This is a genomic window from Agreia bicolorata, from assembly GCF_000938265.1.
GTDB classification, from domain to species: Bacteria; Actinomycetota; Actinomycetes; order Actinomycetales; family Microbacteriaceae; genus Agreia; species Agreia bicolorata.
In genome coordinates, this window is sequence record NZ_JYFC01000001.1 from 121,774 (window position 1) to 145,635 (window position 23,862).

Below are 23,862 nucleotides of genomic sequence, written 5' to 3' on the forward strand. Positions count from 1 at the left end.
TCCCCTGCTCTGCCTGGTGTTAGAGCATCTCCAGGTTGCTCTTGAGCTCGAACGGCGTCACCTGGGCACGGTAGGCCTGCCATTCCTGACGCTTGTTGCGCAGCACGTAGTCGAAGACGTGCTCGCCGAGCGTCTCCGCGACCAGCTCCGAGCCCTCCATCAATGTGATGGCGCGATCGAGGCTGGCGGGCAGCGGGTTGTAGCCCAGTGCGCGGCGCTCGGCCTCGCTCAGGCTCCACACGTTGTCTTCTGCTTCCGGCGGGAGCTCATAGCCCTCTTCGATGCCCTTCATGCCCGCGGCGAGAAGCAGCGAGTACGCAAGGTACGGGTTGGCCGCCGAGTCGATGGCGCGGTACTCGATGCGCGAGCTCTGGCCCTTGTTGGGCTTGTAGAGCGGAACGCGCACGAGGGCGGAGCGGTTGTTGTGGCCCCAGCACACGAAGCTCGGAGCTTCGTCGCCACCCCAGAGTCGCTTGTAGGAGTTGACGAACTGATTGGTGACAGCCGTGATCTCCGGTGCGTGGTGCAGCAGGCCGGCGATGAACTGGCGCCCGATCTTCGAGAGCTGGTACTCGGCCCCCGCCTCGTAGAACGCGTTGCCGTCGCCTTCGAAGAGCGAGAGGTGGGTGTGCATTCCCGATCCGGGGTGTCCGGCGAGCGGCTTCGGCATGAACGTAGCGTAGACGCCCTGCTCGATCGCGACCTCTTTGATCACGGTGCGGAACGTCATGATGTTGTCGGCCGTGGTCAGTGCATCTGCGTACCGCAGGTCGATCTCGTTCTGGCCGGGACCAGCCTCGTGGTGGCTGAATTCGACGGAGATGCCGAGATCTTCGAGCATACGAACGGAGCGGCGGCGGAAGTCGTGCGCCGTGCCACCGGGAACGTTGTCGAAGTACCCGGCCGAATCCACGGGCTCCGGGCCCGCAGCGCCGTACTGCGACGACTTCAGAAGATAGAACTCGATCTCCGGATGCGTGTAGAACGTGAAGCCGCGGTCGGCGGCTTTCGCCAGGGTGCGCTTCAGCACGTTGCGAGGATCTGCAACAGCCGGCAGGCCATCCGGTGTGGTGATGTCACAGAACATGCGAGCGGTCGGGTCGATCTCACCCCGCCACGGAAGGATCTGGAACGTCGTGGGATCTGGATGTGCGAGCACGTCCGCCTCGTAGGATCGCGTCAGACCCTCGATCGCAGAGCCGTCGAATCCGAGACCCTCGGTGAATGCCCCTTCGACCTCGGCCGGAGCGATGGCTACTGACTTCAGGGTTCCGACCACGTCGGTGAACCAGAGCCTGATGAATTTGATGCCACGTTCCTCAATGGTGCGAAGAACGAAGTCACGCTGCTTATCCATCTATGGGGACTCTCTTTCGAACGGGGTCTTTCAACCAGTTACAGGTTAGTGCACGCCCTCTATCTGTCGGGTCAGCTTGGAACGAGCACGATCCACGCAAACCAGGCGAGCATCCCGAGCCAGACGATGACACCGGTCGATGCAAGAAGTGCCGCACCTCTGCTTCCGAGCTTCCAGACGACGATCAGCGCGAAGAGGCCGACGGCAAGCAGAATGCCGAGATAGGGGAAGTACGAGGGAACTCCCACCAAGGTGAGCGCGGGCTGCTCTGCCGTCGCGGAGGTCATACCGAGAGCGACAATGCCACCGAAAAGCAGTCCGGTGACGGGCGAGATTCCGGATGCGATGAGCAGGCCGAGCCGTTCTCGCTGGATACCGCGCACGATGAGTGTGATGACCCAGCCGACGAACCAGAGTGCGCAGAAGCCGAAGAAAATGATCGGAATCAGCAGCTCGAACCAGTTCACGTCATCGACTGCGCGAACGACGGACGCGGCCCGCGACGTCTCATGAATAGACGAAGCTTCGATGAGCGGCGTGACGGCATCGTCGTGGTCGCAGAGGCTTGAGACATCGTCGCCAGGCTTGTCGAGCCAGGCGACAGCGGTTTCGACGGCACAGTCGCTCGTGCCGAGCACCTCATGCCCCGCACCGGTGAACGAGACGAACTGGCTTCCCACGATCGATCCTGCGGCAGCCTGCGCGGTCGCGGCGGGCGAAATCGGGTCGTTCGATCCGGCGAGGATCAAGGTGGGCTGGGTGAAAGTGGGCGGCACTCGCAGTTCGGTGCCCGCAGGCGCGATGCCCGACTGCGCGCACACGGCGTCGGTGAGCGAGTAGGTCACGAGCAGTGGCGGATCGACGGGAACGACTGGATCCTGGCCCTCGGCAGGGGCCACGGCCTCAGGCGCTGCGGGATCGGTCGACCAGTTCGCCTTCTGGTCAAGACAGGTCGACGTCAGGTATTGACCCCAGTTCGTTGTGCCGATAGCGTCGGCGCCGAGCACCACGTACGGTGCGAGCGCGCCTGTGTCACCCGCTTCGAGACGATCGAAGAGAACAGGGAGCGTGCTTGTGACCGCGGGATCGGTGAGCAGTTGTTGCACAAGGCTCACGAAGTCGTTTCCCTCGAGCTCGACAAAACGCTGCCTGTCGGTGAACGGGTTGGTGACAGGGCCCTTGAATGGATTGTCATCGAAATCGGATGCGAGTTGCGTCACCGTCGCCGCGTAGTCGGTGCCCTCGACCCCTGTGCGAGCAGACAGGTCATCGAGCGATGTCTTGAGCGCCGTGTACGCATCGCCCTTGATGTCGGCTGCGGCCGGACTGTATGAGTCGAGAAGCACGGCATCGCTTCCGGCTGCGTCGAGTCCGGCGACCGCCGTCATCACCTTCGACGACCAACCGGAGCCGAAGAGGGTCCAGGTGGGAATCTGAAGCTTGTTCCGCAGGTCGACCACATCGGCTGCGGTCTGGGCGATCGTGTAACCGTTCGGGTCTCCCCCGGCTTCGACGAAGGCTGCGAGACAGTCCGAAAGCTCGATGCCGACGGCGGTGCCCTCGGCCTCCAGCGCGTCATTGGTCGAGGTGAATGCGTCGATCCACGCGTCTGTGACCGCCGGACAGTCCAGGTTCGGCGTCGACGCCGTGCCGCCACGCTGCTCGAGCACAACGACATCTCGATGGGTACCGAATCCGAGATCGCGAGACAGGTGCTCGCCGACGGAGGCCGCTGACTGGCCGAGCCCGGGAGCCATGACGATCACGGGCGTGCCCGTGGCCGGCTGATCACTCGCCGGGATGACCGCGTACGGGATGTCGATGGTTCGGCTGGCAGGGTTCAGCCTGTTCTCCGGAACAGTAAGCACCCCGCAGTCGGCGTCGCCACTCGAAGGCTCCGGGCAACCGTCGTTTGCCGCCGCAGTCGCGGGAACGGGCGCGCTCAGGGCCAGCACAACGCCTGCCACAAGGGCGATGAACGGCATTCGCAGCCGACTTGTTCTTTTCACTTCACGCCACCGTCACTATCGATTCAGCCAAACGATACCGTGATCGATCGCTGTGCCCGCCCGCGCCCCGCAGAGTGTTTCCAGATGCGACGGGCTCCTCGCGGCACTGCTGATCGCGACGACGGGCAGCGCCAGGACCGAACGGTTGTGGCCCTCGATAGACTGGCACGATGTCAGAGACGCCGCCGTCAGTACCCCCTTCTGCTCCGAAGCGCGTGCGCACGCGCCATTTTCAGAATGCGAAGGCGACCGGAACCCCGATCACCGGACTCACGAGCTACGACCAGCTGTCTGCCCGCATCTTCGATGAGGCGGGCATCGATTTTCTTCTGGTGGGCGACTCTGCAGGCAACACCGTTTTCGGCTATGACACCACCCTCCCGGTCACCGTCGACGAGCTGATTCCGTTGACCCGCGCTGTGGCGCTGGCCGTGCAGCGGGCGTTCGTTGTCGCTGACATGCCTTTCGGCTCATACGAGAGCGGCCCCCTCGAAGCCCTGCACACGGCCGTGCGCTTTATGAAAGAGACGCACGCCCACGCCGTCAAGCTCGAGGGCGGAGTACGCAGCGTCGAGCAGATTCGGCGCATCGTCGGCGCCGGCATCCCGGTGATGGCGCACATCGGCTTCACCCCGCAGAGCGAGCACGGCCTCGGCGGCCACATCATCCAGGGCCGAGGCGCTGGCCTAGAGCAGTTGATGGCCGACGCACTCGCTGTCGAAGAGGCCGGCGCGTTCGCCGTCGTTCTCGAGATGGTTCCGAGCGAGGCTGCGCGGCTCGTGACAGAGAAGCTGAGTATCCCCACGATCGGAGTGGGCGCAGGCCCTCACGTCGACGGCCAGCTTCTCGTGTGGACCGACTTCGCGGGGTTCTCGTCAGGCCGCATTCCGAAGTTCGTGAAGCAGTATGCCGACCTTCGCGGGGTGCTGACGGATGCCGTGACCCGGTTCCGCTCAGACGTTGCGGACCGCAGCTACCCCGGGCCCGAGAACTCGTACGACTGATCGGACCATACAAAGGGGTGCTGACTCAGCCCTGCTCGTCTGCCTCTTCTTCGGCCCATTTCGCGCTGTTGGCGCGAAGCTTCTCGAGGGCGTGTGAGGCCTCCGCCTCGGTGGCGAAGGGCCCGACGCGGTCGACGACCGAGGACTCGTAGCCGTGCTCCACCTTGCCGGTCTTCATGTTGTACCAGTACTGCTTCGAGGCGTCTTCCGACATGTCAACTCCCGGGATCTCGCGCAGACCTTCGATGGTCCATGCTTCGGCTACGTCAAATCCTAGGCCCAGTCTCGAGAACGCCGCAGGAGCCTCGTCTGCCCTAGGCTCGATACGAAACGCGAGAGGCGCGCCCGACGCGTCGACGGTGATAGTTCGAGGAGACTGACCATGAACACCCCAACGGCATCCGACGTGGCCATCGGCATCGATATCGGTGGCACCGGCATCAAAGGGGCCATCGTCGACCTCGCCTCTGGCGAATTGCTGAGCGATCGGGTCAAGCTCTCCACGCCTGAGGGTGGCAAGCCTAAAGACATCGTCGGCACGGTCACGAAGATTCTCGAGAAGCTGACCGACGCGCCAGCGGACGCTCCCATCGGAATCTGCTTTCCCGCCGTTGTGCGGAACGGCCGAACGATGTCGGCCGCTAACGTCTCGAAGAAGTGGATCGGCCTCGAGGCCGAGAAGCTCTTCGAAGACGCCCTGGGCCGCGACATCTTCTTCGTCAACGACGCGGATGCCGCGGGTTACGCCGAGGTGCGATTCGGCGCGGCGCGAGACCGGTCGGGCCTGGTTATGATGACGACCCTCGGCACAGGAATCGGCACGGCGATCATCTACAACGGGGTTCTCGTGCCGAACGCCGAGCTCGGGCACCTGCAGATCGATGGGGGCGACTACGAGCTGAAGGCCGCTTACTCCGCCAAGGAGCGCGAGGATCTGTCGTGGTCGAAATGGGCCGAACGCCTGCAGAAGTACTACTCCGAGCTCGAGAAGCTGCTCTCCCCCGACCTCTTCATCGTGGGCGGCGGTGTCTCCAAGAACTACCAGGAGTTCCTGCCCCTGCTCAACCTGACGACCGAGATCGTGCCTGCTGTGCTGCGCAATAACGCGGGCATTCTCGGGGCGGCGGCACTGGCATCCCAGCCCCGCGTGGTCGCGGGCGCCGACGAGTCGCCCAAGGAGCATCCGGCAGCCATGCTGTAGCACGACCCAGCGCATCGCGCCCGGGTTGGAGGGTGAATGGGCCGGCCGTACGCCGGGTTCTGTCCGCATCCGCGATAACGCGGATACGTGACGGCCATCTATCTCGGGACTACGTTGCCGCAGCCCTCTAGCGGTCTACCCGGGAACTCGACGAGCCGTCTCAATCGTTCCCTGTCTGACCTTGCTCCGGGCGAGGTTTACCAAGCAGACCAGGTCACCCTGGTCTCTGGTGGTCTCTTACACCACCGTTTCACCCTTACCGCCGGCTGACGCCAGCGGCGGTCTGTTCTCTGTGGCACTGTCTCGCGGGTTGCCCCGGGTGGGTGTTACCCACCGCCCTGCTCTGTGGAGCCCGGACGTTCCTCGGCAGCCAAGCATCCGAAGATGCGTAACTGACGCGACCGTCTCACCGACCCATTCGTGTGGAAGTCTACGGCAGAACGCCGACGAAGATCACAGGCCGGATTCTTCCGTGCGCACAAGGATGCAGTTGCTGTCGGGGTCGAGCACGACGTCGTCTGGCGCCGCCGCCCTGATGACGGCGAGGTCGGACTCATGGAGCTTGACGTGGCTTCCACCGGAGACGCCGCGGGTCAGCAGCGCCGCGCCGATTCCGTATCGTGAACGCTGCTTGTCGTACAGCGCGACAAGCTCGGCACTGATCGACGACGCGATGCGGGCTCGTCGTTCGGTCACGAGCGCAATTTCGGCATTGATCTGCTCGAGCTTGTCGTCGCGGTCGGCCGTCAGCTCTTTCTCTGTGACCAGGAGTTCGTCGAGGCGGGCTGCGGCGGCCTGAAAACGCGCGTCGATCTCCTCTTGACGCTCCATGACGGTGAGCTCGATGTCTTCGAGGTCGGACTGTCGCTTCAGAAGCGAAGCTAGCTCGTGCTCGAGGCCCTGAATGTCTTTCGGCGATGAGCTGACGGCAAGCCGTTCCCTGTCGCGCGCGATGCGCGCAGCCACGACCTCGACGTCGGACTCGACGCGTCCGATCTCGACCTTGGTGTCTTCGAGCTCACCACGAATGGAGGCGGAGAGCGCCCGTGAACGGGCGACGTCTTTGGCCAACTCCGCAAGAGCGAGCGACTGTGGAAGCGTCTTAGCGGTGTGCGCGAGCTGATCGAGTCGCGTGTCTGCAGCCTGCAGATCGAGAAGTGCTCTCTGCTCGGTGATCGGTGCCTTCATGGGTGCCTTCCTTGGCTGAGCGTGGTGAATGCCGTGAAACGGCGAGGAGGAGGAGAACTATTGAGTGACGACGAAGTCCCACGGGTCGGTTCGAAGCTCGCTCACCGAGAAGGTCGCGCCAGGCAGTGCGGCGGCGAGTGCTTCGGCGGCGGAGTCGAGCCAGAGCCACTCGCTGGCCCAGTGCGACACGTCGATGAGCGCCGGGCCGGCCGACAGCATCGACTGCTGCCTCGACTCCGACGCGGGATGGTGACGGAGGTCGCTCGTGATGTAGACGTCGGCTGAGGTCACAGCGGGATCCGCCAGAAGAGAGTCGCCGGCACCTGCGCAGAGGGCCACGCGCGAGATCTCCTGGTCGTAGGCGCCCGAAACCCGGATGCCCGTGGCCGTTGCCGGGAGAATCTCGCCGAGGGCGAGCGCGAGCCGGCCGAGAGTCGTCGGCTCGGCCAGCTCTCCGACCCGTCCGAGGCCGGTTCCGGAACGTTCACCGGCAACGATCGGTTCGGACTGCGCGAGCCCGAGACGCTTCGCGAGAACCGACGAGGTGCCGTCGTCTACGATGTCGGCGTTGGTGTGGGCGGCGACCAGGGCGCACCCTGAGCGGATGAGCCGAGTGAGCAGAGCGCCCTTGTAGCGGTCGGTGGCGACGGAGGTGACTCCGCGCAGCAGGAGCGGGTGATGCACGAAGAGCACGTCAGCCCCGAGCTCGATCGCTTCATCGACGGTCTCGGCGACGGCATCGACGGCGAGGTGAACGCGCATGGCCGACTGCGTCGCATCTCCGGTGCTGACGCCCGGGCGATCCCAGTCTTCGGCGAACCGCGTCGGCCAGAGTCGTTCGACGGCCGACTCGAAATCATGGAGCGTGTGCATCACCCGCCCAGCCTACCGGCGTGGTGCCTGTGTGACTCCGGCGCTCGCGCCGATCGTCAGCCACGGCATCCGACTTGCCAATACGGCATGCCGAGTTGCACCGACGAGGCGTCCGACCCATCGTTGAATCATGATCGATCACGAGCATCAATCGCCGGCCTCTTTCTGGGAGGCGCGCTACCGAGAATCCGGCAAGACCTGGAGCGGACGGGCGAATGCCGCGCTGGTGCGCGAAGTCGGCGGGCTCGCCCCGGGACGAGCGCTCGATCTCGGCAGCGGCGAGGGCGGCGACGCGCTGTGGCTGGCGTCACGCGGGTGGGACGTGACCGCGGTCGACATCTCGCCGACGGCGCTGGAGCGGGGCCGTTCCGCTGCGGATTCGGCTGGGTTCGGCGATCGGATCTTGTGGGTGGAGGCAGACCTGGCAACGTGGGTTCCCGACAGCGAGTTCGACCTCGTGTCGGCGCACTTTCTGCACTCCCCCGTCGAGCTTCCTCGAGAAGCGATTCTTCAGCGCGCGGCGGGGGCCGTCGCTGAATCTGGCGTACTGCTCATCGTCGGGCACGGTGCCTTTCCCCATGGTCGACGCATCGGCACGAAGGCCCTCCACTGCCCGAGCCAGACGAGGTGCTGGACCGTCTCGAGCTGCCGATGTCTGAGTGGACCCTGTTGACGAGTGCCATGGTCGACCGCGACGCCGTGTCTCCCGCGGGTGAAACGGTCGTGATGACCGACGCGGTGCTCACGTTGAGACGTACCGTCTCAGCGTGAAGCGGTGTCGTGACGGCGCGATGTCGGGCGCTCTCGCTATCGTCGTTTGTCGGGGGCGAACAACGGGAGATCACCATAATGAACGACGCGTATGCGGTAGCCGAATTGATGCGCTGGGCGGCTGAGAACACAGCCCACCTCACCTGGCAGCAAATCGGCGAGCAGTCGATCGAGTTCGATGTCGCGGCTCCGTACTCCGTCCTGCTTACGGCCGTCTCAGGCACGTGGCACCTCGAGACCGTCTCGGGCCGAGGCATCCGAACGTCGTCGCTGGGAGGGATCGAGACGCCGTTCGGCGACGTGCTGGAGACGCTGCGCGACCGCCTCTACAGCACGGCCACCGACGAATTCGACGATGCCGACCGAGCGGGCAGCCAGGCTCTCGCGCAGGTGCTGCGCACGTCGTCAGACGAGCACCGCGATCGAGTCTGGTGTGCCCGGGCGGCCACGCTCCTTGCCGGGCACGCGATCAAAGATGGCTACGGGCTGCAGGCGCGTCTCCGACTCGAAGAGGCGGCAGCGCTCTACGCGGCCGCCGGCGATGTCGAGTCGGAGAGCAGGATGCTGCAGACGCTGGCGTCACTTCCGGAGTTGCTGCAGGCGTGACGTGCAGCGTGCGAGGGGTGGGCCCTACCGGGCTCGAACCGATGACATCCACGGTGTAAACGTGGCGCTCTACCAACTGAGCTAAAGGCCCCTGCATCACGAGCAAAGTAACTCTCGTGCGGTGAACAGATTACACGCTTGCGGCGCAATGCCGGAATCGAACCGTCACTCGGTGAGGGCGTATCCGTGGGCGGGCACCGCGGTGCCGCGCAGCGTGACCTCATGATCGGTCAGGTTGAGCGCCAGGGTCGCGCGGCCATCACCTGAACGGGCCGTCGCCTCGAGCAGGAGCGTCTCGTTCGCCAGTTCCAGAACCTCGACGCGCGCGTCGTGCAGCCACGCGTGCTGGCGCCGGAAGGCGATCAGGCGCTGGTGCAACTCGAAGACCTCGTTGCGCTGCCATTCCGGCGCGTCGCGGTCGACCCGCGGCCTCACGGCGTCGTCTCCCCCGGCCCTGTCTTCCTTCACTCCGGTCAGACCGCGCTCGTCGCCGTAGTAGACGCTCGGAACGCCGGGCAGGAAGAAAAGCAGGGCGTGCGCGAGCTGTGCGTGGCGGCTGTCTGCGACGAGCGATGCGATGCGCGTCACGTCGTGATTTCCCACGAAGGTGAGCGGAGAGAAGCGCTCCACGAACTCCTGATGCCGCTCGAGCGACCACGCGAGTTCGAAGAAGTTCTTCTCGTTCAGCGAGTTCCAGATCGCCTTCCACAGCTCGTACTGGGTCACGGAATCCATGCCGGACTCGTTGACGATCGAGGCGTAGTCGCCGTGGATCACCTCTCCCACGATCCACACGTCAGGATGCGTCGTGCGAACCGCGTCGAGGATCGGCCGCCAGGCATCCGGAGCCACGGCGTACGCCGCGTCGAGCCGCCAGCCGTCGGCGCCACGGTCGAGCCAGTGCCGCATGACCCGGGTCACGTAGTCGGCGGCAGGCGGATGCGCGAGGTCGAGTTCGACAAGATGGCCGTGGCCTTCGAAGACGGCCGGCTTCAGTTCGCTGCACGGTGTCTGCTCGGCCTCGAGGCGGAACCACGCCGCTTCCGCGGATCCGGGCCCTGCAGCGACGGCCGCCTGCCAGAGCGGGTTGCTGCGCGCAACATGGTTGAACACGCCGTCGAGAAGGAGGCGGATACCCCGCTCTCGGCAGGCCGCGACGAGCGCGTCGAAATCGGCCTCGTCACCGAGCCGCGGATCGATCGTCAGATGGTCGATCGTGTCGTAGCCGTGGGTCTCTGAATCGAAGATCGGGCCGAGCGCGAGTCCGTTCGCGCCCAGGTCGACGATGTCATCGAGCCATTGAACTATCTCGCCCAGCCGGTGCTCGACGGGCCCATGCGGGTTCGTGGTGGTGTCGGCTCCGATGAAGCCCAGCGGGTAGATCTGCCACCAGATGGCGTGCTCAGTCCATGCGGGCATCGAGCGACTCAGACCGCGACCGACCGCATCTCGTCGAGTGCTGCCCTGTACGCATCGATCGAACGGGCCTCCCCGGGAGCCGTGATGAAGCTCTCGCGGATGATGCCGTCGATGTCGATGAGGAAGGTCGCGCGGTTTGCGAAGCCCTTGCCCTCGAGGAACACTCCGTACTCCTTGGCGACAGCGCCGTGCGGCCAGAAGTCGGCCAGCAGAGTGAAGTCATAGCCCTGAACGTCGGCCCACGAACGCAGTGCCGACTTGGAGTCGACCGAGATACCGAGAAGCTCGACGTCGTTGTCTTTGAAGAGGTTGAGGTTCTCCTCCAGAGCGCAGAGTTCGCTCGTGCAGGTTCCGGAGAACGCCAGGGGGAAGAAGACGAGCGCGACGGCCTTCTTGCCGCGGAACTGGCTCAACCGGATTCTTTCGCCGAACTGATTGGCGAGATCGAAATCGGGAGCGCGGGTGTCGTTCTCCAAAGCCATGAGAGTACTTGTTTCCTTTCGCGAGCGGGGATGGACGCCTTGTGGGCCCCGACCTGGATGCCCGTTCGCTGAACGTCGCCGATCCTACGCCTGATCCCAGCGAGTACCAACCGGAACGCGGCCAGAGTGTCCAGAACATTCACTAGGCTGGAGGATGGCGCGCATCCCCGTGCTCGGACACGAATCCGGGCACGGCACGCACCAGCACTAGAAAATCTGTCACCCACAGAAAGAGGTCGACGTTGACTGTCAACGACCAGGACCCGTACTCGGTTAGCTCGACCGATTCCGATCCCGAAGAAACCGCGGAGTGGAACGAGTCACTCGACCAGCTGGTTGCGGCTCACGGCCACGGGCGTGCTCGCGAGATCATGCTGAGCCTGCTGAAGCGAAGCAAAGAGCTGCATCTCGGTGTGCCGATGGTTCCCACCACCGACTACATCAACACGATCGCTTCCGAGAACGAGCCCGAGTTTCCGGGCAATGAAGAGATCGAGCGCCGCTACCGCGCGTGGATCCGTTGGAACGCCGCCGTGCTTGTGCACCGTGCGCAGCGTCCCGGTATCGCCGTCGGTGGCCACATTTCGACGTACGCGTCGAGCGCCGCTCTCTACGAGGTCGGCTTCAACCACTTCTTCCGCGGGCAGGATCACGCGTCCGGCGGAGACCAGATCTTCGTGCAGGGCCATGCCTCCCCCGGCACATACGCTCGCGCCTTCCTCGAAGGCCGCCTGGGCGAGAACCAGCTCGACGGCTTCCGTCAAGAGAAGTCGCACATCGGTGGCGGACTCTCGTCGTACCCGCACCCGCGTCTGATGCCCGAGTTCTGGCAGTTCCCCACGGTGTCGATGGGTCTCGGCCCGATCAACGCGATCTACCAGGCTCAGTTGGCCAAGTACGTCACCAACCGCGGCATCAAAGATGCGTCGGAGCAGCAGGTCTGGGCGTTCCTCGGCGACGGCGAGATGGACGAGGTCGAAAGCCGCGGACAGCTGCAGGTCGCAGCGAACGAGGGCCTCGACAACCTCAACTTCGTGATCAACTGCAACCTGCAGCGCCTCGACGGCCCCGTGCGCGGCAACGGCAAGATCATTCAGGAGCTCGAGAGCTTCTTCCGCGGCGCGGGCTGGAACGTCATCAAGGTCATCTGGGGTCGCGAGTGGGACTCGCTTCTCGCCAATGACACCGAGGGCGCGCTGCTCAACCTCATGAACACCACGCCGGATGGCGACTTCCAGACGTACAAGACTGAAGACGGCGCGTACGTTCGCGAGAACTTCTTCGGTCGCGACCCTCGCGCGCTCAAGCTCGTCGAGAACTACACCGACGAAGACGTGTGGAACCTGAAGCGCGGTGGACACGACTATCGGAAGGTCTATGCGGCATTCAAGGCTGCGGCCGAGCACAAGGGCCAGCCCACCGTCATCCTCGCCCACACCATCAAGGGCTACGGCCTGGGCAAGAGCTTCGAGGGCCGCAACGCGACCCACCAGATGAAGAAGATGACGCTCGAGAACCTCAAGGCGTTCCGCGACGAGCTGCGCATCCCCATCACCGACGCCCAGCTCGAAGAGAACCCGTACCTGCCGCCGTACTACAAGCCGGCCGAGGGTGACGAGGCGATCGAGTACCTGCACGAGCGTCGTCGCGAGCTCGGCGGCTATCTGCCCGAGCGTCGCACAAAGTACGAGCAGTTCAATCTGCCCGATGACTCCGCCTACCAGACCCTCAAGAAGGGCTCGGGAACGCAGGAGATCGCCACCACTATGGCGTTCGTTCGTCTGCTGAAGGATCTAACGCGTGCCAAGGGCTTCGGTCACCGCATCGTGCCGATCATTCCCGACGAGGCGCGCACGTTCGGCCTCGACGCGTTCTTCCCCACCTCGAAGATCTACAACCCGAACGGCCAGAACTACACCTCGGTCGACCGTGACCTGCTGCTCGCCTACAAGGAGAGCCCGCAAGGAACGATCATCCACGTCGGCATCAACGAGGCCGGCGCGCTGGCCGCGTTCACCGCCGTGGGAACCTCGTATTCGACGCACGGCGAGCCGCTCATTCCGGTGTACGTCTTCTACTCGATGTTCGGTTTCCAGCGCACGGGCGACGCCTTGTGGGCCGCGGGAGACCAGATGGCCCGTGGATTCGTCATCGGTGCAACTGCCGGGCGCACGACGCTCACGGGTGAAGGCCTGCAGCACGCCGATGGACACTCGCTGCTGCTCGCATCCACGAACCCCGCCGTCGTCTCGTACGACGCCGCCTACGGCTACGAGATCAACCACATCGTGCGCGACGGTCTCGAGCGCATGTACGGCGGCTCGCACAGCGACCCGAACGTCATGTACTACCTGACGGTCTACAACGAGCCGCACGTGCAGCCGGCCGAGCCCGAGGGCCTCGACGTCGACGGAGTGCTCCGCGGTATCTACAAGCTGAAGGATGGCACCGTCGAAGGCCCGAAGGCGAACATCCTCGCCTCTGGCGTCGCGGTTCCGTGGGCTCTCGAGGCGCAACAGCTGCTGGCCGACGACTGGGGAGTCTCCGCCGATGTGTGGAGCGTCACCTCGTGGACCGAACTGCGTCGCGACGGGCTGAAGGCCGAGGAGCACAACTTCCTCAACCCGAACGCTCCGAAGCAGACGGCCTACGTCACGACGAAGCTGGCAGACGCTGCCGGCCCGTTCGTCGCAGTGAGCGACTACATGCACGCGGTTCCCGACCAGATCCGGCAGTTCGTGCCCGGTGACTACGCGACCCTCGGCGCCGACGACTTCGGTTTCTCGGACACCCGGCCCGCGGCCCGTCGATTCTTCAAGATCGACGGCCCGTCGGTTGTGGTGCGAACCCTCGAGCAGCTTGCTGCCAAGGGCGAGGTCGATGCCTCGGCACCCGCCTGGGCCATCGAGAAGTACCGTCTCTACGACGTCACGGCCGGAACGTCGGGCTCCGCCGGCGGAGAGAGCTGACGACCACGCGACGGCCGAAGCGTTCGATGAACAGATCAGGCGCGCCGATCGAAGAGACGACCGAGCATGGCCAAGAGTAAAGCGGAGACACTCGCCTGGCTCCGCACGATCTCGGGTGAGCTCGCAACTGCGACGATCAAGCGCCTCGACGCGACGCTGCCCTGGTATGGCGATATGCCACCAGGGCGGCGCAGCGCGGTCGGCCTCGTCGCGCAGGCCGGCATCAAGTCGTTCATCCAGTGGTACGAAGACCCCACTACCACCACGTGGATTGCGTCGGACGTCTTTGGATCCGCGCCACGGGAGCTTCTGCGCTCGGTGACGCTGCAGCAGACGCTGCAGCTCATCCGGGTGGTCGTCGAGGTTGTCGAAGATCGGGTCAAGGGCGCGGATGCCTCGCTGCGCGAGGCCATTCTGCTCTACTCGCGTGAAATCGCCTTCGCATCGGCCGACGTCTACGCTCGCGCCGCCGAGGCCCGCGGCCTCTGGGACGCGCGGCTCGAGGCTCTCGTGGTCGACTCGATCCTGAGCGGCGAATACGACGACGAACTGCCTTCTCGTATTGCCGCCCTGGGCTGGCACGGTCACGGCGAGGTAAGTGTTCTCGTCGGCACGACTCCTCGAGTTCTCGATGTGGATCAGCTGCGTCGCACGGCCCGACACCTTCAGGCCGACGTTCTGATCGGGGTGCAGGGCAATCGCCTCGTCCTGGTGATCGGTCGGTCCATCCCCGCGCCCGGCAGCGCGACTCAGGCGAGCGAAGCTGCGGCTGCCGAGCAGGCCGACGAGTCGAACACCGAGCCCACTCTGAGCTTCATGGACATCGCCCGCGCGCTGGAGCCGGGATTCGGCCCCGGCCATCTCGTTCTCGGGCACGAGGTACCGAGCCTGGTCGACGCATCCAGAAGCGCGAAGGCGGCGCTTGCCGGATTCGCCGTGGCTCGTGCCTGGCGCAACGCGCCCAGGCCTGCGCTCGCCGACGATCTTCTTCCGGAGCGAGCCCTCGCCGGCGACCCGTTGGCGCGTTCGACGCTGGTCAATCGCGTCTATCGCCCGCTCCAAGACCAGTCGCCGGAACTCATGGCAACGCTCTGGTGCTACCTCGACAACGGGCGTTCGCTCGAGGCTACGGCCAGGGAGCTCTACGTTCACCCGAATACGGTGCGATATCGCCTCAAGCGCGTATCGCAGGTCATCGGATGGGATGCCACCGGTGCACGCGAGGCCCTCATTCTGCAGTCGGCGCTCATCCTTGGAACGATGCACGACCATGATGGCGCCGGCACACGACGGTGATGCAGCCCTGTACCCTTTCGACAGCAGTTCTCGCCATTGTTGGTGGGGAATGCACACACCTTTCATCTCAACTCTTGGGAGGATGATCTAGTGATCGTCATCGTCTGCCCCGGCCAGGGCTCTCAAACCCCCGGCTTCCTGTCTCCCTGGCTCGATGTTCCGGGCTACCGCGAGCACCTCGACGAGTTGGGAGCCGCTGCCGGACTCGACCTCGTGACTCACGGCACGACAAGCGACGCCGACACGATTCGTGACACCGCCGTCGCCCAGCCCCTGATCGTCGCCGCCGGCATCCTGACCCTTCGCACCCTGCTGGCCGATGGTCGCGTCGACCGCATCGGCGGCATCGCAGGCCACTCGGTCGGCGAGATCACGGCCGCCGCGGGCGTCGGCGTGCTCACAGAAACGGATGCCATGGCTTTCGTTCGTCAGCGCGGGCTCGCCATGGCCGCGGCTGCAGCCGAGACGTCAACGGGTATGAGCGCGGTCGTCGGCGCGGACGAACAGGAGCTGCTCGCCCGACTCGAAGCTCTCGGGCTTCAGCCGGCGAACTTCAACGGCGGTGGACAGATCGTCGTGGCCGGTGCCCCCGACGCACTCGCTGCCCTCGCGGCAGATCCGCCAGCGAAGGCGCGGGTTATCCCCCTCCAGGTCGCGGGTGCGTTCCACACGCGCTACATGACGCCCGCCGTCGCGACTCTCACCGAGGTCGCCTCGCGGCTCGATGCGCACGACCCCACGACCACGCTGTGGACCAACAAGGATGGCAGCGTCGTGACCAGCGGTCGTGAGTTCGTCGATCTGCTCGTCGGCCAGGTCTCCTCACCCGTTCGTTGGGATCTCGACATGGAGGCCTTCGCGAACGCCGGCATCACCGGCATCATCGAGGTTGCTCCCGCAGGCGCGCTGACCGGACTCGCAAAGCGTGGCCTCCGGGGTGTGCCCGCCGTCGCGGTCAAGACCCCCGACGACCTCGACGCGGCCTTCGCGCTGCTCGACGGCGACGCGTGAACCCGACACCCGATTCGACACACCCGGAGAATTCCATGAAGCATGCCCCTCTCAAGCAGATTCGCGGCAGCGAGTTCACGCGCATCCACAGCGTGGGCGCGGCCCGCGGAGAGAACGTCGTTCCTAACGACGATCTCGTCGGCCCGATCGATTCGTCGGACGAGTGGATCAGGCAGCGCACGGGAATCATCGAGCGTCGTCGAGCCGGCAAAGACGTGCTTGCTGTCGACCTCGCGACGACTGCCGCCCTAGAGGCGATCGAGCGCGCCGGCATCGACCCGCAGCAGATCGGTGCCGTGATCGTGGCGACGATCAGCAACCCCGTGGTCACACCGTCGATCTCGTCGCTGCTGGCAGAGCGCGTCGGCGCGAACCCGGCCGCCGCCTACGACATCGAGGCTGCGTGCGCCGGATACACCTACGGCATCGCCCAGGCCGACTCGCTCATCCGCGCTGGCCTTGCGGAGTACGTTCTCGTCGTCGGAGCAGAGAAGCTCTCCGAGTTCATCGACCCGGCCGACCGCTCCATCTCCTTCCTTCTCGGCGACGGCGCGGGCGCAGCGATCGTCGGCCCCAGTGATTCCGCGGGCATCTCCCCCAGCATCTTGGGCTCCGACGGCTCGAAGTGGGACACGATCTACATGACCGGAACCCACGCGCAGTTCCGCGACGGAGAGATCGATACCTGGCCGACCATGCGCCAGGAGGGCGCCACCGTCTTTCGTTGGGCTGTCTGGGAGATGGCCAAGGTCGCCCAGCGCGCCCTGGATGCCGCCGGTGTCACGAGCGCGGATCTCGCGGCCTTCATCCCGCATCAGGCCAATATGCGCATCGTCGACGAGTTCGCGAAGCAGCTGAAGCTGCCCGAGTCGGTGGCCATCGCGCGCGACATCGCAACCACGGGCAACACCTCGGCCGCGTCGATTCCTCTTGCAACCCATCGACTGCTCGAAGAGAACCCCGAGCTCTCCGGCGGACTCGCGCTGCAGATCGGCTTCGGAGCCGGCCTGGTGTTCGGCGCGCAGGTCGTTGTGCTGCCTTAGTCACCAACCCGCGTTACCTAGTCAAGAATACGTACGGCCTGACCTAAACTAAGTGACGGTCAATTCAACCCTCAAGGAGAAACACAATGGCATTGTCCACCGAAGAAGTGCTGGCCGGCCTGGCCGAACTCATCAACGACGAGACCGGTATCGCCACCGACACGGTCGAGATGGACAAGTCGTTCACCGACGACCTGGACATCGATTCGATCTCCATGATGACGATCGTCGTCAACGCCGAAGAGAAGTTCGACGTGAAGATCCCCGACGAAGAGGTAAAGAACCTCAAGACCGTCGGAGACGCCGTCACGTTCATCGTCGCGGCACAGGACTAACACTCCCCGCTGCAGCGCAGATGACAGGTCCGGGCAATGAGCCCGGGCCCGTCGTCGAGGCACCGAACACTGCCCACGATTGACCACGTGCAAGAGAGTTTTTCCATGAGTTCCAAACGAATCGTCGTCACCGGAATCGGTGCGACCTCCCCCCTCGGCGGCACCGCTCGCGACACGTGGGCGGCGCTCCTCTCTGGAGCATCAGGCGCCACCACCCTCGAGCAGGAGTGGGTGGCCAAGTGGGATATTCCCATCACGTTCGCCGCACAGGCGAAGGTCCCTTCGAGCGACGTGCTCGAGCGCATCGAGACCAAGCGCCTCGACCCGTCGAGCCAGTTCGCACTGACCGCCGCCAGGGAAGCCTGGGCTGACGCCGGCTCCCCCGATGTCGTACCCGAGCGGTTCGGCGTCGATTGGGCGACAGGAATCGGGGGCGTTTGGACTCTGCTCGACGCGTGGGACACTCTGCGCGAGCGAGGCCCCCGCCGGGTTCTGCCCATGACCGTTCCCATGCTGATGCCGAACGGCCCCGCCGCCGCCATCGAAATGAGCCTGGGCGCGCGGGCCGGCGCCCGCACCGTCGTCTCGGCGTGCGCATCCAGCACTGAGTCGATCGCGAACGCTTACGACCACCTGCAGGCCGGCTACGCCGACATCATCATCGCGGGAGGATCAGAAGCGGCCATCCACCCGCTTCCCATCGCGTCGTTCGCGGCCATGCAGGCCCTCTCGAAGCGCAACGACGACCCGGCAACGGCGTCGCGTCCCTACGATGTGACGAGAGACGGCTTCGTACTGGGCGAAGGCGGCGCGGCCATCGTTCTAGAGACCGAGGAGCACGCACTGGCCCGCGGCGCGCGCATCTACGCCGAGGTTGTCGGCGGTGCCGTCACAAGCGACGCGTATCACATCACAGCCCCCGATCCCGAGGGATCGGCCGCGGCCCGGGCGATGATCACCGCCGTCGAAGGGTTCGGCTACTCGTTGTCAGATGTGGCGCACATCAACGCACACGCCACGTCGACCCCGGTCGGCGACATCGCGGAATACAAGGCTCTCCGCCACGTGTTCGGCGACTCGCTCGCAGGAATCCCCGTCTCGGCGACGAAGGCATCTACCGGTCATCTCCTCGGTGGCGCCGGCGGCATCGAAGCGATCTTCACGATTCTGGCGCTGCACGAACGCACGGCTCCGCCGACCATCAACCTCACGGAGCAGGATCCGGAGATTGACATGGACGTGGTCACGGCACCGCGCACGCTGCCGGATGGCGACCTCGTGGCCATCAGCAACTCGTTCGGATTCGGTGGTCACAACGCGGTGGTGGCCTTCAAGACCGCCTGACGCGCGCGAACGGTTGTCGTTCGGTCCCCTTGGCTCCATCCGACCCTGTCGGACGAAGACAAGGGGACCGAACTATTTAACCGACGGAGTGAAGCCACACCACGGGCGAGAAGTCGCTTTCGTGGCGGAAGGGCTCCAGCTCGTCGTCCCATGCCTGTCCTAGGGCCAGGCGGAGCTCGCGGTGCAGTTCGAGGGCATCGGTGCCGGCAGCCTCCATGGCCGCGCGAACGCGATCTTCCGGAATCACCGTGTTGCCGGCGCTGTCGGTCTGCGCATAGAAGATGCCGAGGTCGGGTGTGTGCACCCAACGTCCGCCGTCAGAGCCTGCCGCGGGATCCTCGGTGACCTCGTAGCGCAGATGCTCCCAGCCACGAAGCGCCGAGGCGATGGCTGCACCGGTTCCGGCCGGGCCCTCCCAGTAGAACTCGGTGCGTTGCGAGCCTCGGAGCACGGGCTGCTCACGCCAGGTGAAGTTGACGGCACGACCAATGGCGCGACCTGCGGCCCACTCGACGTGGGGGCAGAGCGCGCGAGGGGCGGAATGAACAAAGATCATTCCGTGTGCGACGGGTGCCACCATTGTTTTCTCCATTTCGTGAGGTACGTCTTCCCCAACGACCTGTGAAACGGAACTGCGGCGGCACTGATATCAAGTTGTTCTTGCATTATGCACGACAGGGCTGCGTACTGCCAGAGGAATTGCCGTAGACGTGGGCGGCGAGCCGATCCTCGATCTGAATGGGCCTACGACATACTGAGTAGACAATTACTGCGTTGGAGTGCACTATGTCGGTGAGGTTGGGAATCCTGGCCGTGTTGAGCCTCGGGTCGGCCTACGGCTCCCAAGTGCACAGCGAGGTGGAGACTCGAATGAATCGAGCCGGTTCCATCAACGTCGGGCAGATCTACTCCACCCTCGAGAGACTGCAAGCCCAGGGCTCCGTGATCAACGACGGCACGACAGGCGACGGCCTGCCCCTCTACACTCTCACTCCGCGGGGGCGCGCCGAGGTGGCCGCCTGGCTGACCGAGGCCGACCCTCGTGCCGGCTGGACGGACTTCGTCGGCCACGTGCTTCTGGTGGCATCCCTTCCCGGTGCACCGGTCGACGCACTCATCGACGCGTATCGACAGGTGCACGCCAAGAGCCACGGTCGCCCCGCAGACGGCGTTGATAGTCCTCTCGACGACCTTGGCCTCAGAAGCGGTGAGATTCTGTCGACCGCGGCCTTGGCCTGGCTCGATGAGGTGCAGGATGTGCTGACGCGAGTCGACTGCGCACGGCCGCTTGGCAGCTTTCGCCCCCGACGAGGCCGCCGTCCTCGACGAGAAGATGTCTAAGACGGTCGGTCGGAACGCACGAAGAGCGAGGCCGGCAGCAGCCGAGCTCGACGACGTGCGGACTGCTCCGCCTCGTCACGGATGGCGTTCTCGATTGAGATCAGCGCCACTCTGATTTTCGCCCGCTCGAGCCCTCCGACCGGTGCGTGGCGGCGGTCTGCATATTGTTCGCGCTCCACTGCCCGGCGCAGCGAGTCCACGTCTGCGCTGGGGATGCGGCGGAGATCGAGCAGCCTCTGGCCGAAGGTCGCGGGGGTGTCTCCACGCGAGACCACGATGCCGAAATCGCGAGCGAAGTCCTGGAGTTCCCGCCACGCCTGTGTCGCCGGCGTGTCTGAGCGATCGATCGAGGCGAGAAAGCGTCGTCGGCGCCATATTCTGACCGAGGCTGGAACAAGCCCTGCGAGGCACACACCCGCCACAACGGCTACCACGATCAACCATCCCCGCAGCTGCGCCAGTGATCTGGTCTCCCCCGCCGACGATTCGGCAGCCGGATCGGCCTTGTCTCGGGCCCGCGTCGTGGGAGTGACCTCAGACGTCTGAGGTGTGGGCGCCGTGGATTGGGTGGGCTGCTCTGCGAAAGCCGGCAGAGAATAGGCCGGAACGGAGATGCCCAGGCCGGGGGTCGGCTCGAACGGCAGCCACCCGACGCCCTCGAAGTAGAGTTCCGGCCACGAGTGAAGCTGATCGGTCAGCACTTCGTACTGCGGCTTGCCGTCGACGTAGCGCGATACTGCTGAGTTCGGAAAGTAGCCGATCGCGATCCGCGATGGGATTCCGAGAACACGGGCCATCGTGGCCATCGATGCGGCGAAGTGCACGCAATATCCGCTCTTCACCTCGAGGAAGGCCGCTAGCGCCTCAGCATTGCTGCCATCGAACGATTCGGCGACAGGTGTCTCAACCGAGTATGTGAACTGACCCGAAGTGAAGTACGACTGCAGAGCCACCGCACGGTCGTAGTTCGTCGTGGCCCCGGCGGCAACTTGGTTGGCAACATCAGAAACGATCGTCGGTAGGTCGGCCGGCAGTTGCAACAGCGGATTCAGAGCGGGCGAGACGGCCGTTCCCGCCGCGGCCAGCTGCTCAGCCGAGGGCGTGAGAACCAGGCTGTCGACCGAGTAGTCGTCACCTCTGCTGTCGTTGCGGCTGTCGGGAAGGGTCACGACGCCCGTATCGGGATCGGCGGTCCAGCCGCGACCGGCGCCGTTGAGGGTCGTCGCCGGGTACGGCAGGGGCAGCCACTCGCTTCTCAAACCTTCGATCGACACGTCGGTCGTCACCGTCGAGCGCTCCACGTCATCGGCTAAGCCGGTCGGGCTGGTCAGCTGTTGCACCAATCCATCGGCGTTCTCATCGGGCTGCCACGTTCCCGTCGAGAAGTCGGTCAAGTCGACCATCTTGAGGTAGAGCGGCTTGTCCGCCGTTGTCGTATAGCGGAGCGACACGATCGGCGTAGTCCGTCGGAGATCGCGCCCGAGCTGGATCACGGGATCGATGCCCGCGCCATAGACGGATGGCAGGCGTGCAGCATTTCTCGAATCGGCGAAAGCCTGAGCGGTGAGTCCAGGCGTGACCGACGGAACGATGAGAGCACACACAACGGCAGCCGCGCCGAGCGCCAATGCGGTCGCAGGAGAACGTCCGGCCCGACTCATCGATCGGCGCTGCGGTCTCGTGTTGCCGTCGACTCGCGCCGCAATCCACAGCAGCAGCAGGAATGACGCCGCTGTTGCCATGAATCGCACGACGTCGACATCGCGCGCCTGCACTGCCGAGGGCGTAGAGAACAGCGCTAGCGCGAGTACGCCGATAAAGGCGGGAAAGCGCGCGACGATGGCGGCGTCTGCCACGACGGCGATAAGGCCGCACGCCATGCAGATCAACTGCATGAGTGAGGCGACGGGGTCGGCGGGGATCGTCTGTACTTGAATCTGAGCACCGGCATCGATGAAACCCGCGATGAGTGCGCCGATTGTGGACGGGGTGGGAATGATGCCGACGATCGCCGTGCCAGGGGCGAAAAACCACTGGCTCACAAGAACCCAGACGACGAATGCCGCTGCGACCCCGAATGCTGGCCGAAAGCCTGAAGCCCGAACAGCCCAGGATGCGCCGACACAGGCCGTGGCCATTGCCATGGCTGCGAACCACCAGTCGGAACCTTGGATGATCGGCGCCAGGCCCGCGAGCGGTACTCCGATCGTGATCAGGACAGCAAGAGAAACCATCCACGAGCCACGTTGCCGCAGCCGCCGGTCGAGCCGTGCACGGGCGCTCATCGGGCGAGCCTCGCCGTGTCCGGCTCCCACGCTGACGATGGCGTGTCGACAGGTGAGACGAGTCGTGCCGTCCATCCCGCGCGCATCAGGTGTTCGCGCAGTCGCCGCGCCCACTCGGGCGCCAACTCTTGCGACGTCGGGGGAACGTCATGCACGATGAAGGCGAGGGCCGACGAGCTTGCCGTCGCCGCCCGAGAGAGGGCGTCGAGCGACTCCGCGTCGACATCGCCGAGCACCGCGAAAAGCGGGGGCAGCTCGCCCGACCCGTGTCCGGCATCCGCAACGATGTCACGAACAGCCAGCGGCAGATGCCCGGCCCCCAGGCGCGCTCTGGCGCCTCGAAGAAGCAGCTCGGCCGGTTCGCCAGCTGAACGCTCGCCGGAATGCGGTGCTGCTGGATCGGCCGACTCGACGAATACGGTGCGGTATCCCTCGCCAAGCAGATGCATGCCTATCGAGACCGACATCGAGACCGCCCACTCGAATGCCTCGGACTGCGTTTCGCCGGCCCGTCCGCGCCGATCATGCGCGAAACTCTCAAGTCGGTTGTCGAGCACGATGACCGCCTCGTGGTCTGTGTGCTGGTCGTCCTGCCTCACCATGAGCTCGGAGTGCCGAGCAGTGGCCGGCCAGTGCACGCGTCGGATGCTGTCACCGGTCTGGTACTTGCGGGCGATCACGTCTTGTTCGCCACTCGCCGACGGGCGTCGGGACTGCATGGACTGTCCGTCGCCGCTCGGCAGTCGAAACGAACCACGGGAAAGAGTCTCGACGTCGGGGGTCACCGTGAGGACGTCGGTGCCGCCCACGGCGAAGCGACGAGTCGCGAGACCGAACGGATCGCTGAACCTGATCCACAGCGGGCCGACCTCGTGCTGGCCCCGTCGCGGAGATTCGATGAGGTAGCGCGCAGTCGTCACTCTCGGCGTGCCGGTTTCGAGCGACCGGAAGGCGGGTAACGGCGGCAGTGTGTCGGTCGGGCTGCTGATGAGGGGTGAGGCCGCCTCGTCGTGCCATAGCGCAGCAGGCGTTGTGGCGATGCCCCAGTTCTGCACCGAGAGGCTCACCTCGCACTCGGCGCCCGCGTTGGCCGTCTCTGGAGAGAACCGCCGAACGACGGTGAGCTTCGGTCGGCGCACGGAGACGAGCAGTAGCGCCAGCAGCGGCAGCGCCAACGAGGCGGAAGCGGCGAAAGCGATCTCACGCTGACCGAGCATCGGCGCGAGCACGAACAGTGCGATGGATGCCGCAAGAAATCCCCAGCCGCGGATCGTGAATGCGGGCCACCGCTGGCCTCGGCGAGACACGTTCGCGAGAAAGCCCATCGG

The 23,862-nt window shown here is 65.1% G+C and carries 21 protein-coding genes, 1 tRNA gene and 1 other RNA gene; 11 read left to right on the forward strand and 12 right to left on the reverse strand.

The annotated features are described in order from the left end of the window. Positions 1-19 precede the first annotated feature (19 nt). Both TZ00_RS00555 and TZ00_RS00560 read right to left on the reverse strand, forming a co-directional pair. Positions 20-1,357, reverse strand: a complete 1,338-nt coding sequence (locus TZ00_RS00555) for a glutamine synthetase family protein (RefSeq protein ID WP_044438472.1) — start codon at positions 1,355-1,357, stop codon at positions 20-22. 71 nt (positions 1,358-1,428) lie between these two features. Beyond that, complete coding sequence (locus TZ00_RS00560) at positions 1,429-3,342, reverse strand: alpha/beta hydrolase (RefSeq protein WP_044438474.1); 1,914 nt, start codon at positions 3,340-3,342, stop codon at positions 1,429-1,431. A gap of 194 nt (positions 3,343-3,536) precedes the next feature. On the opposite strand from TZ00_RS00560, the gene panB reads away from it, so the two are divergent. Further along, positions 3,537-4,370 (forward strand): 3-methyl-2-oxobutanoate hydroxymethyltransferase, encoded by an 834-nt coding sequence (panB, locus tag TZ00_RS00565; RefSeq protein WP_044438476.1) that lies wholly within the window; start codon positions 3,537-3,539, stop codon positions 4,368-4,370. A 25-nt stretch (positions 4,371-4,395) separates the two neighbouring features. On the opposite strand, the gene TZ00_RS00570 is transcribed toward panB, so the two are convergent. Further along, on the reverse strand, positions 4,396-4,584 hold the full coding sequence (locus tag TZ00_RS00570) for a hypothetical protein (protein ID WP_044438478.1): 189 nt from the start codon (positions 4,582-4,584) through the stop codon (positions 4,396-4,398). A gap of 168 nt (positions 4,585-4,752) precedes the next feature. Here TZ00_RS00570 and ppgK point away from each other — a divergent pair, with 168 nt between their 5' ends. Continuing rightward, entirely contained in the window at positions 4,753-5,571 is an 819-nt protein-coding gene (ppgK, locus tag TZ00_RS00575; RefSeq protein WP_044438479.1) for a polyphosphate--glucose phosphotransferase, read from the forward strand. Positions 5,572-5,604: 33 nt separating this feature from the next. Here the strand turns inward: ppgK and rnpB are convergent. The 3 genes from rnpB to TZ00_RS00585 form a co-directional block, all read right to left on the reverse strand. Next, positions 5,605-5,988, reverse strand: an RNA gene (rnpB, locus tag TZ00_RS18635) — RNase P RNA component class A. Between the two features lie 36 nt (positions 5,989-6,024). After that, a complete protein-coding gene (locus tag TZ00_RS00580) occupies positions 6,025-6,759 on the reverse strand; it encodes a zinc ribbon domain-containing protein (RefSeq protein ID WP_044438481.1) in 735 nt (244 codons plus the stop codon). Positions 6,760-6,816: 57 nt separating this feature from the next. After that, positions 6,817-7,635 carry a Nif3-like dinuclear metal center hexameric protein gene (locus TZ00_RS00585; protein WP_420796217.1) on the reverse strand — a complete coding sequence of 273 codons (819 nt, stop codon included), beginning with the start codon at positions 7,633-7,635 and terminating at the stop codon, positions 6,817-6,819. A 127-nt stretch (positions 7,636-7,762) separates the two neighbouring features. Here TZ00_RS00585 and TZ00_RS00590 point away from each other — a divergent pair, with 127 nt between their 5' ends. Further along, the gene (locus tag TZ00_RS00590; protein ID WP_202965810.1) at positions 7,763-8,305 is read left to right on the forward strand and encodes an SAM-dependent methyltransferase; all 543 of its coding nucleotides are present in this window, start codon (positions 7,763-7,765) and stop codon (positions 8,303-8,305) included. Positions 8,306-8,481: 176 nt separating this feature from the next. Further along, positions 8,482-9,009, forward strand: a complete 528-nt coding sequence (locus TZ00_RS00595; protein WP_044438484.1) for a hypothetical protein — start codon at positions 8,482-8,484, stop codon at positions 9,007-9,009. 18 nt (positions 9,010-9,027) lie between these two features. On the opposite strand, the gene TZ00_RS00600 is transcribed toward TZ00_RS00595, so the two are convergent. The 3 genes from TZ00_RS00600 to TZ00_RS00610 all read right to left on the reverse strand — a co-directional run bounded on the left by TZ00_RS00600 (position 9,028) and on the right by TZ00_RS00610 (position 10,910). Beyond that, positions 9,028-9,100 (reverse strand) — tRNA-Val (locus TZ00_RS00600). A 74-nt stretch (positions 9,101-9,174) separates the two neighbouring features. After that, positions 9,175-10,428, reverse strand: a complete 1,254-nt coding sequence (locus tag TZ00_RS00605) for an alpha-amylase family glycosyl hydrolase (RefSeq protein WP_044438486.1) — start codon at positions 10,426-10,428, stop codon at positions 9,175-9,177. A gap of 8 nt (positions 10,429-10,436) precedes the next feature. Continuing rightward, positions 10,437-10,910 (reverse strand): peroxiredoxin, encoded by a 474-nt coding sequence (locus TZ00_RS00610; RefSeq protein WP_044438487.1) that lies wholly within the window; start codon positions 10,908-10,910, stop codon positions 10,437-10,439. A 242-nt stretch (positions 10,911-11,152) separates the two neighbouring features. Between TZ00_RS00610 and aceE the strand changes: the two genes are divergently transcribed. The 6 genes from aceE to TZ00_RS00640 all read left to right on the forward strand — a co-directional run bounded on the left by aceE (position 11,153) and on the right by TZ00_RS00640 (position 18,908). Continuing rightward, a complete protein-coding gene (gene aceE / locus TZ00_RS00615; protein WP_044438489.1) occupies positions 11,153-13,879 on the forward strand; it encodes a pyruvate dehydrogenase (acetyl-transferring), homodimeric type in 2,727 nt (908 codons plus the stop codon). A gap of 66 nt (positions 13,880-13,945) precedes the next feature. Then, on the forward strand, positions 13,946-15,175 hold the full coding sequence (locus TZ00_RS00620) for a PucR family transcriptional regulator (RefSeq protein ID WP_044438491.1): 1,230 nt from the start codon (positions 13,946-13,948) through the stop codon (positions 15,173-15,175). A gap of 90 nt (positions 15,176-15,265) precedes the next feature. Continuing rightward, positions 15,266-16,186: an ACP S-malonyltransferase gene (locus TZ00_RS00625; protein WP_044438493.1), complete on the forward strand. Its 921-nt coding sequence runs from the start codon at positions 15,266-15,268 to the stop codon at positions 16,184-16,186. Positions 16,187-16,221: 35 nt separating this feature from the next. Beyond that, the gene (locus TZ00_RS00630; protein ID WP_044438495.1) at positions 16,222-17,229 is read left to right on the forward strand and encodes a beta-ketoacyl-ACP synthase III; all 1,008 of its coding nucleotides are present in this window, start codon (positions 16,222-16,224) and stop codon (positions 17,227-17,229) included. Between the two features lie 86 nt (positions 17,230-17,315). Further along, positions 17,316-17,564 carry an acyl carrier protein gene (locus tag TZ00_RS00635; protein ID WP_044438497.1) on the forward strand — a complete coding sequence of 83 codons (249 nt, stop codon included), beginning with the start codon at positions 17,316-17,318 and terminating at the stop codon, positions 17,562-17,564. 105 nt (positions 17,565-17,669) lie between these two features. Further along, positions 17,670-18,908: a beta-ketoacyl-[acyl-carrier-protein] synthase family protein gene (locus TZ00_RS00640; protein ID WP_044438498.1), complete on the forward strand. Its 1,239-nt coding sequence runs from the start codon at positions 17,670-17,672 to the stop codon at positions 18,906-18,908. 76 nt (positions 18,909-18,984) lie between these two features. On the opposite strand, the gene TZ00_RS00645 is transcribed toward TZ00_RS00640, so the two are convergent. Then, positions 18,985-19,488 (reverse strand): DUF3145 domain-containing protein, encoded by a 504-nt coding sequence (locus TZ00_RS00645; RefSeq protein WP_044438499.1) that lies wholly within the window; start codon positions 19,486-19,488, stop codon positions 18,985-18,987. Between the two features lie 206 nt (positions 19,489-19,694). Between TZ00_RS00645 and TZ00_RS00650 the strand changes: the two genes are divergently transcribed. Beyond that, positions 19,695-20,249 (forward strand): PadR family transcriptional regulator, encoded by a 555-nt coding sequence (locus TZ00_RS00650; RefSeq protein WP_044438501.1) that lies wholly within the window; start codon positions 19,695-19,697, stop codon positions 20,247-20,249. Here the strand turns inward: TZ00_RS00650 and TZ00_RS00655 are convergent. Further along, positions 20,246-22,534 carry a transglutaminase TgpA family protein gene (locus TZ00_RS00655; RefSeq protein WP_161793709.1) on the reverse strand — a complete coding sequence of 763 codons (2,289 nt, stop codon included), beginning with the start codon at positions 22,532-22,534 and terminating at the stop codon, positions 20,246-20,248. The two genes, TZ00_RS00650 and TZ00_RS00655, sit on opposite strands and share 4 nt — an antisense overlap. Next, positions 22,531-23,859, reverse strand: a complete 1,329-nt coding sequence (locus TZ00_RS00660; RefSeq protein WP_044438503.1) for a DUF58 domain-containing protein — start codon at positions 23,857-23,859, stop codon at positions 22,531-22,533. Before TZ00_RS00660 ends, TZ00_RS00655 begins: the two co-directional genes overlap by 4 nt. Between the last annotated feature and the right edge of the window lie 3 nt (positions 23,860-23,862).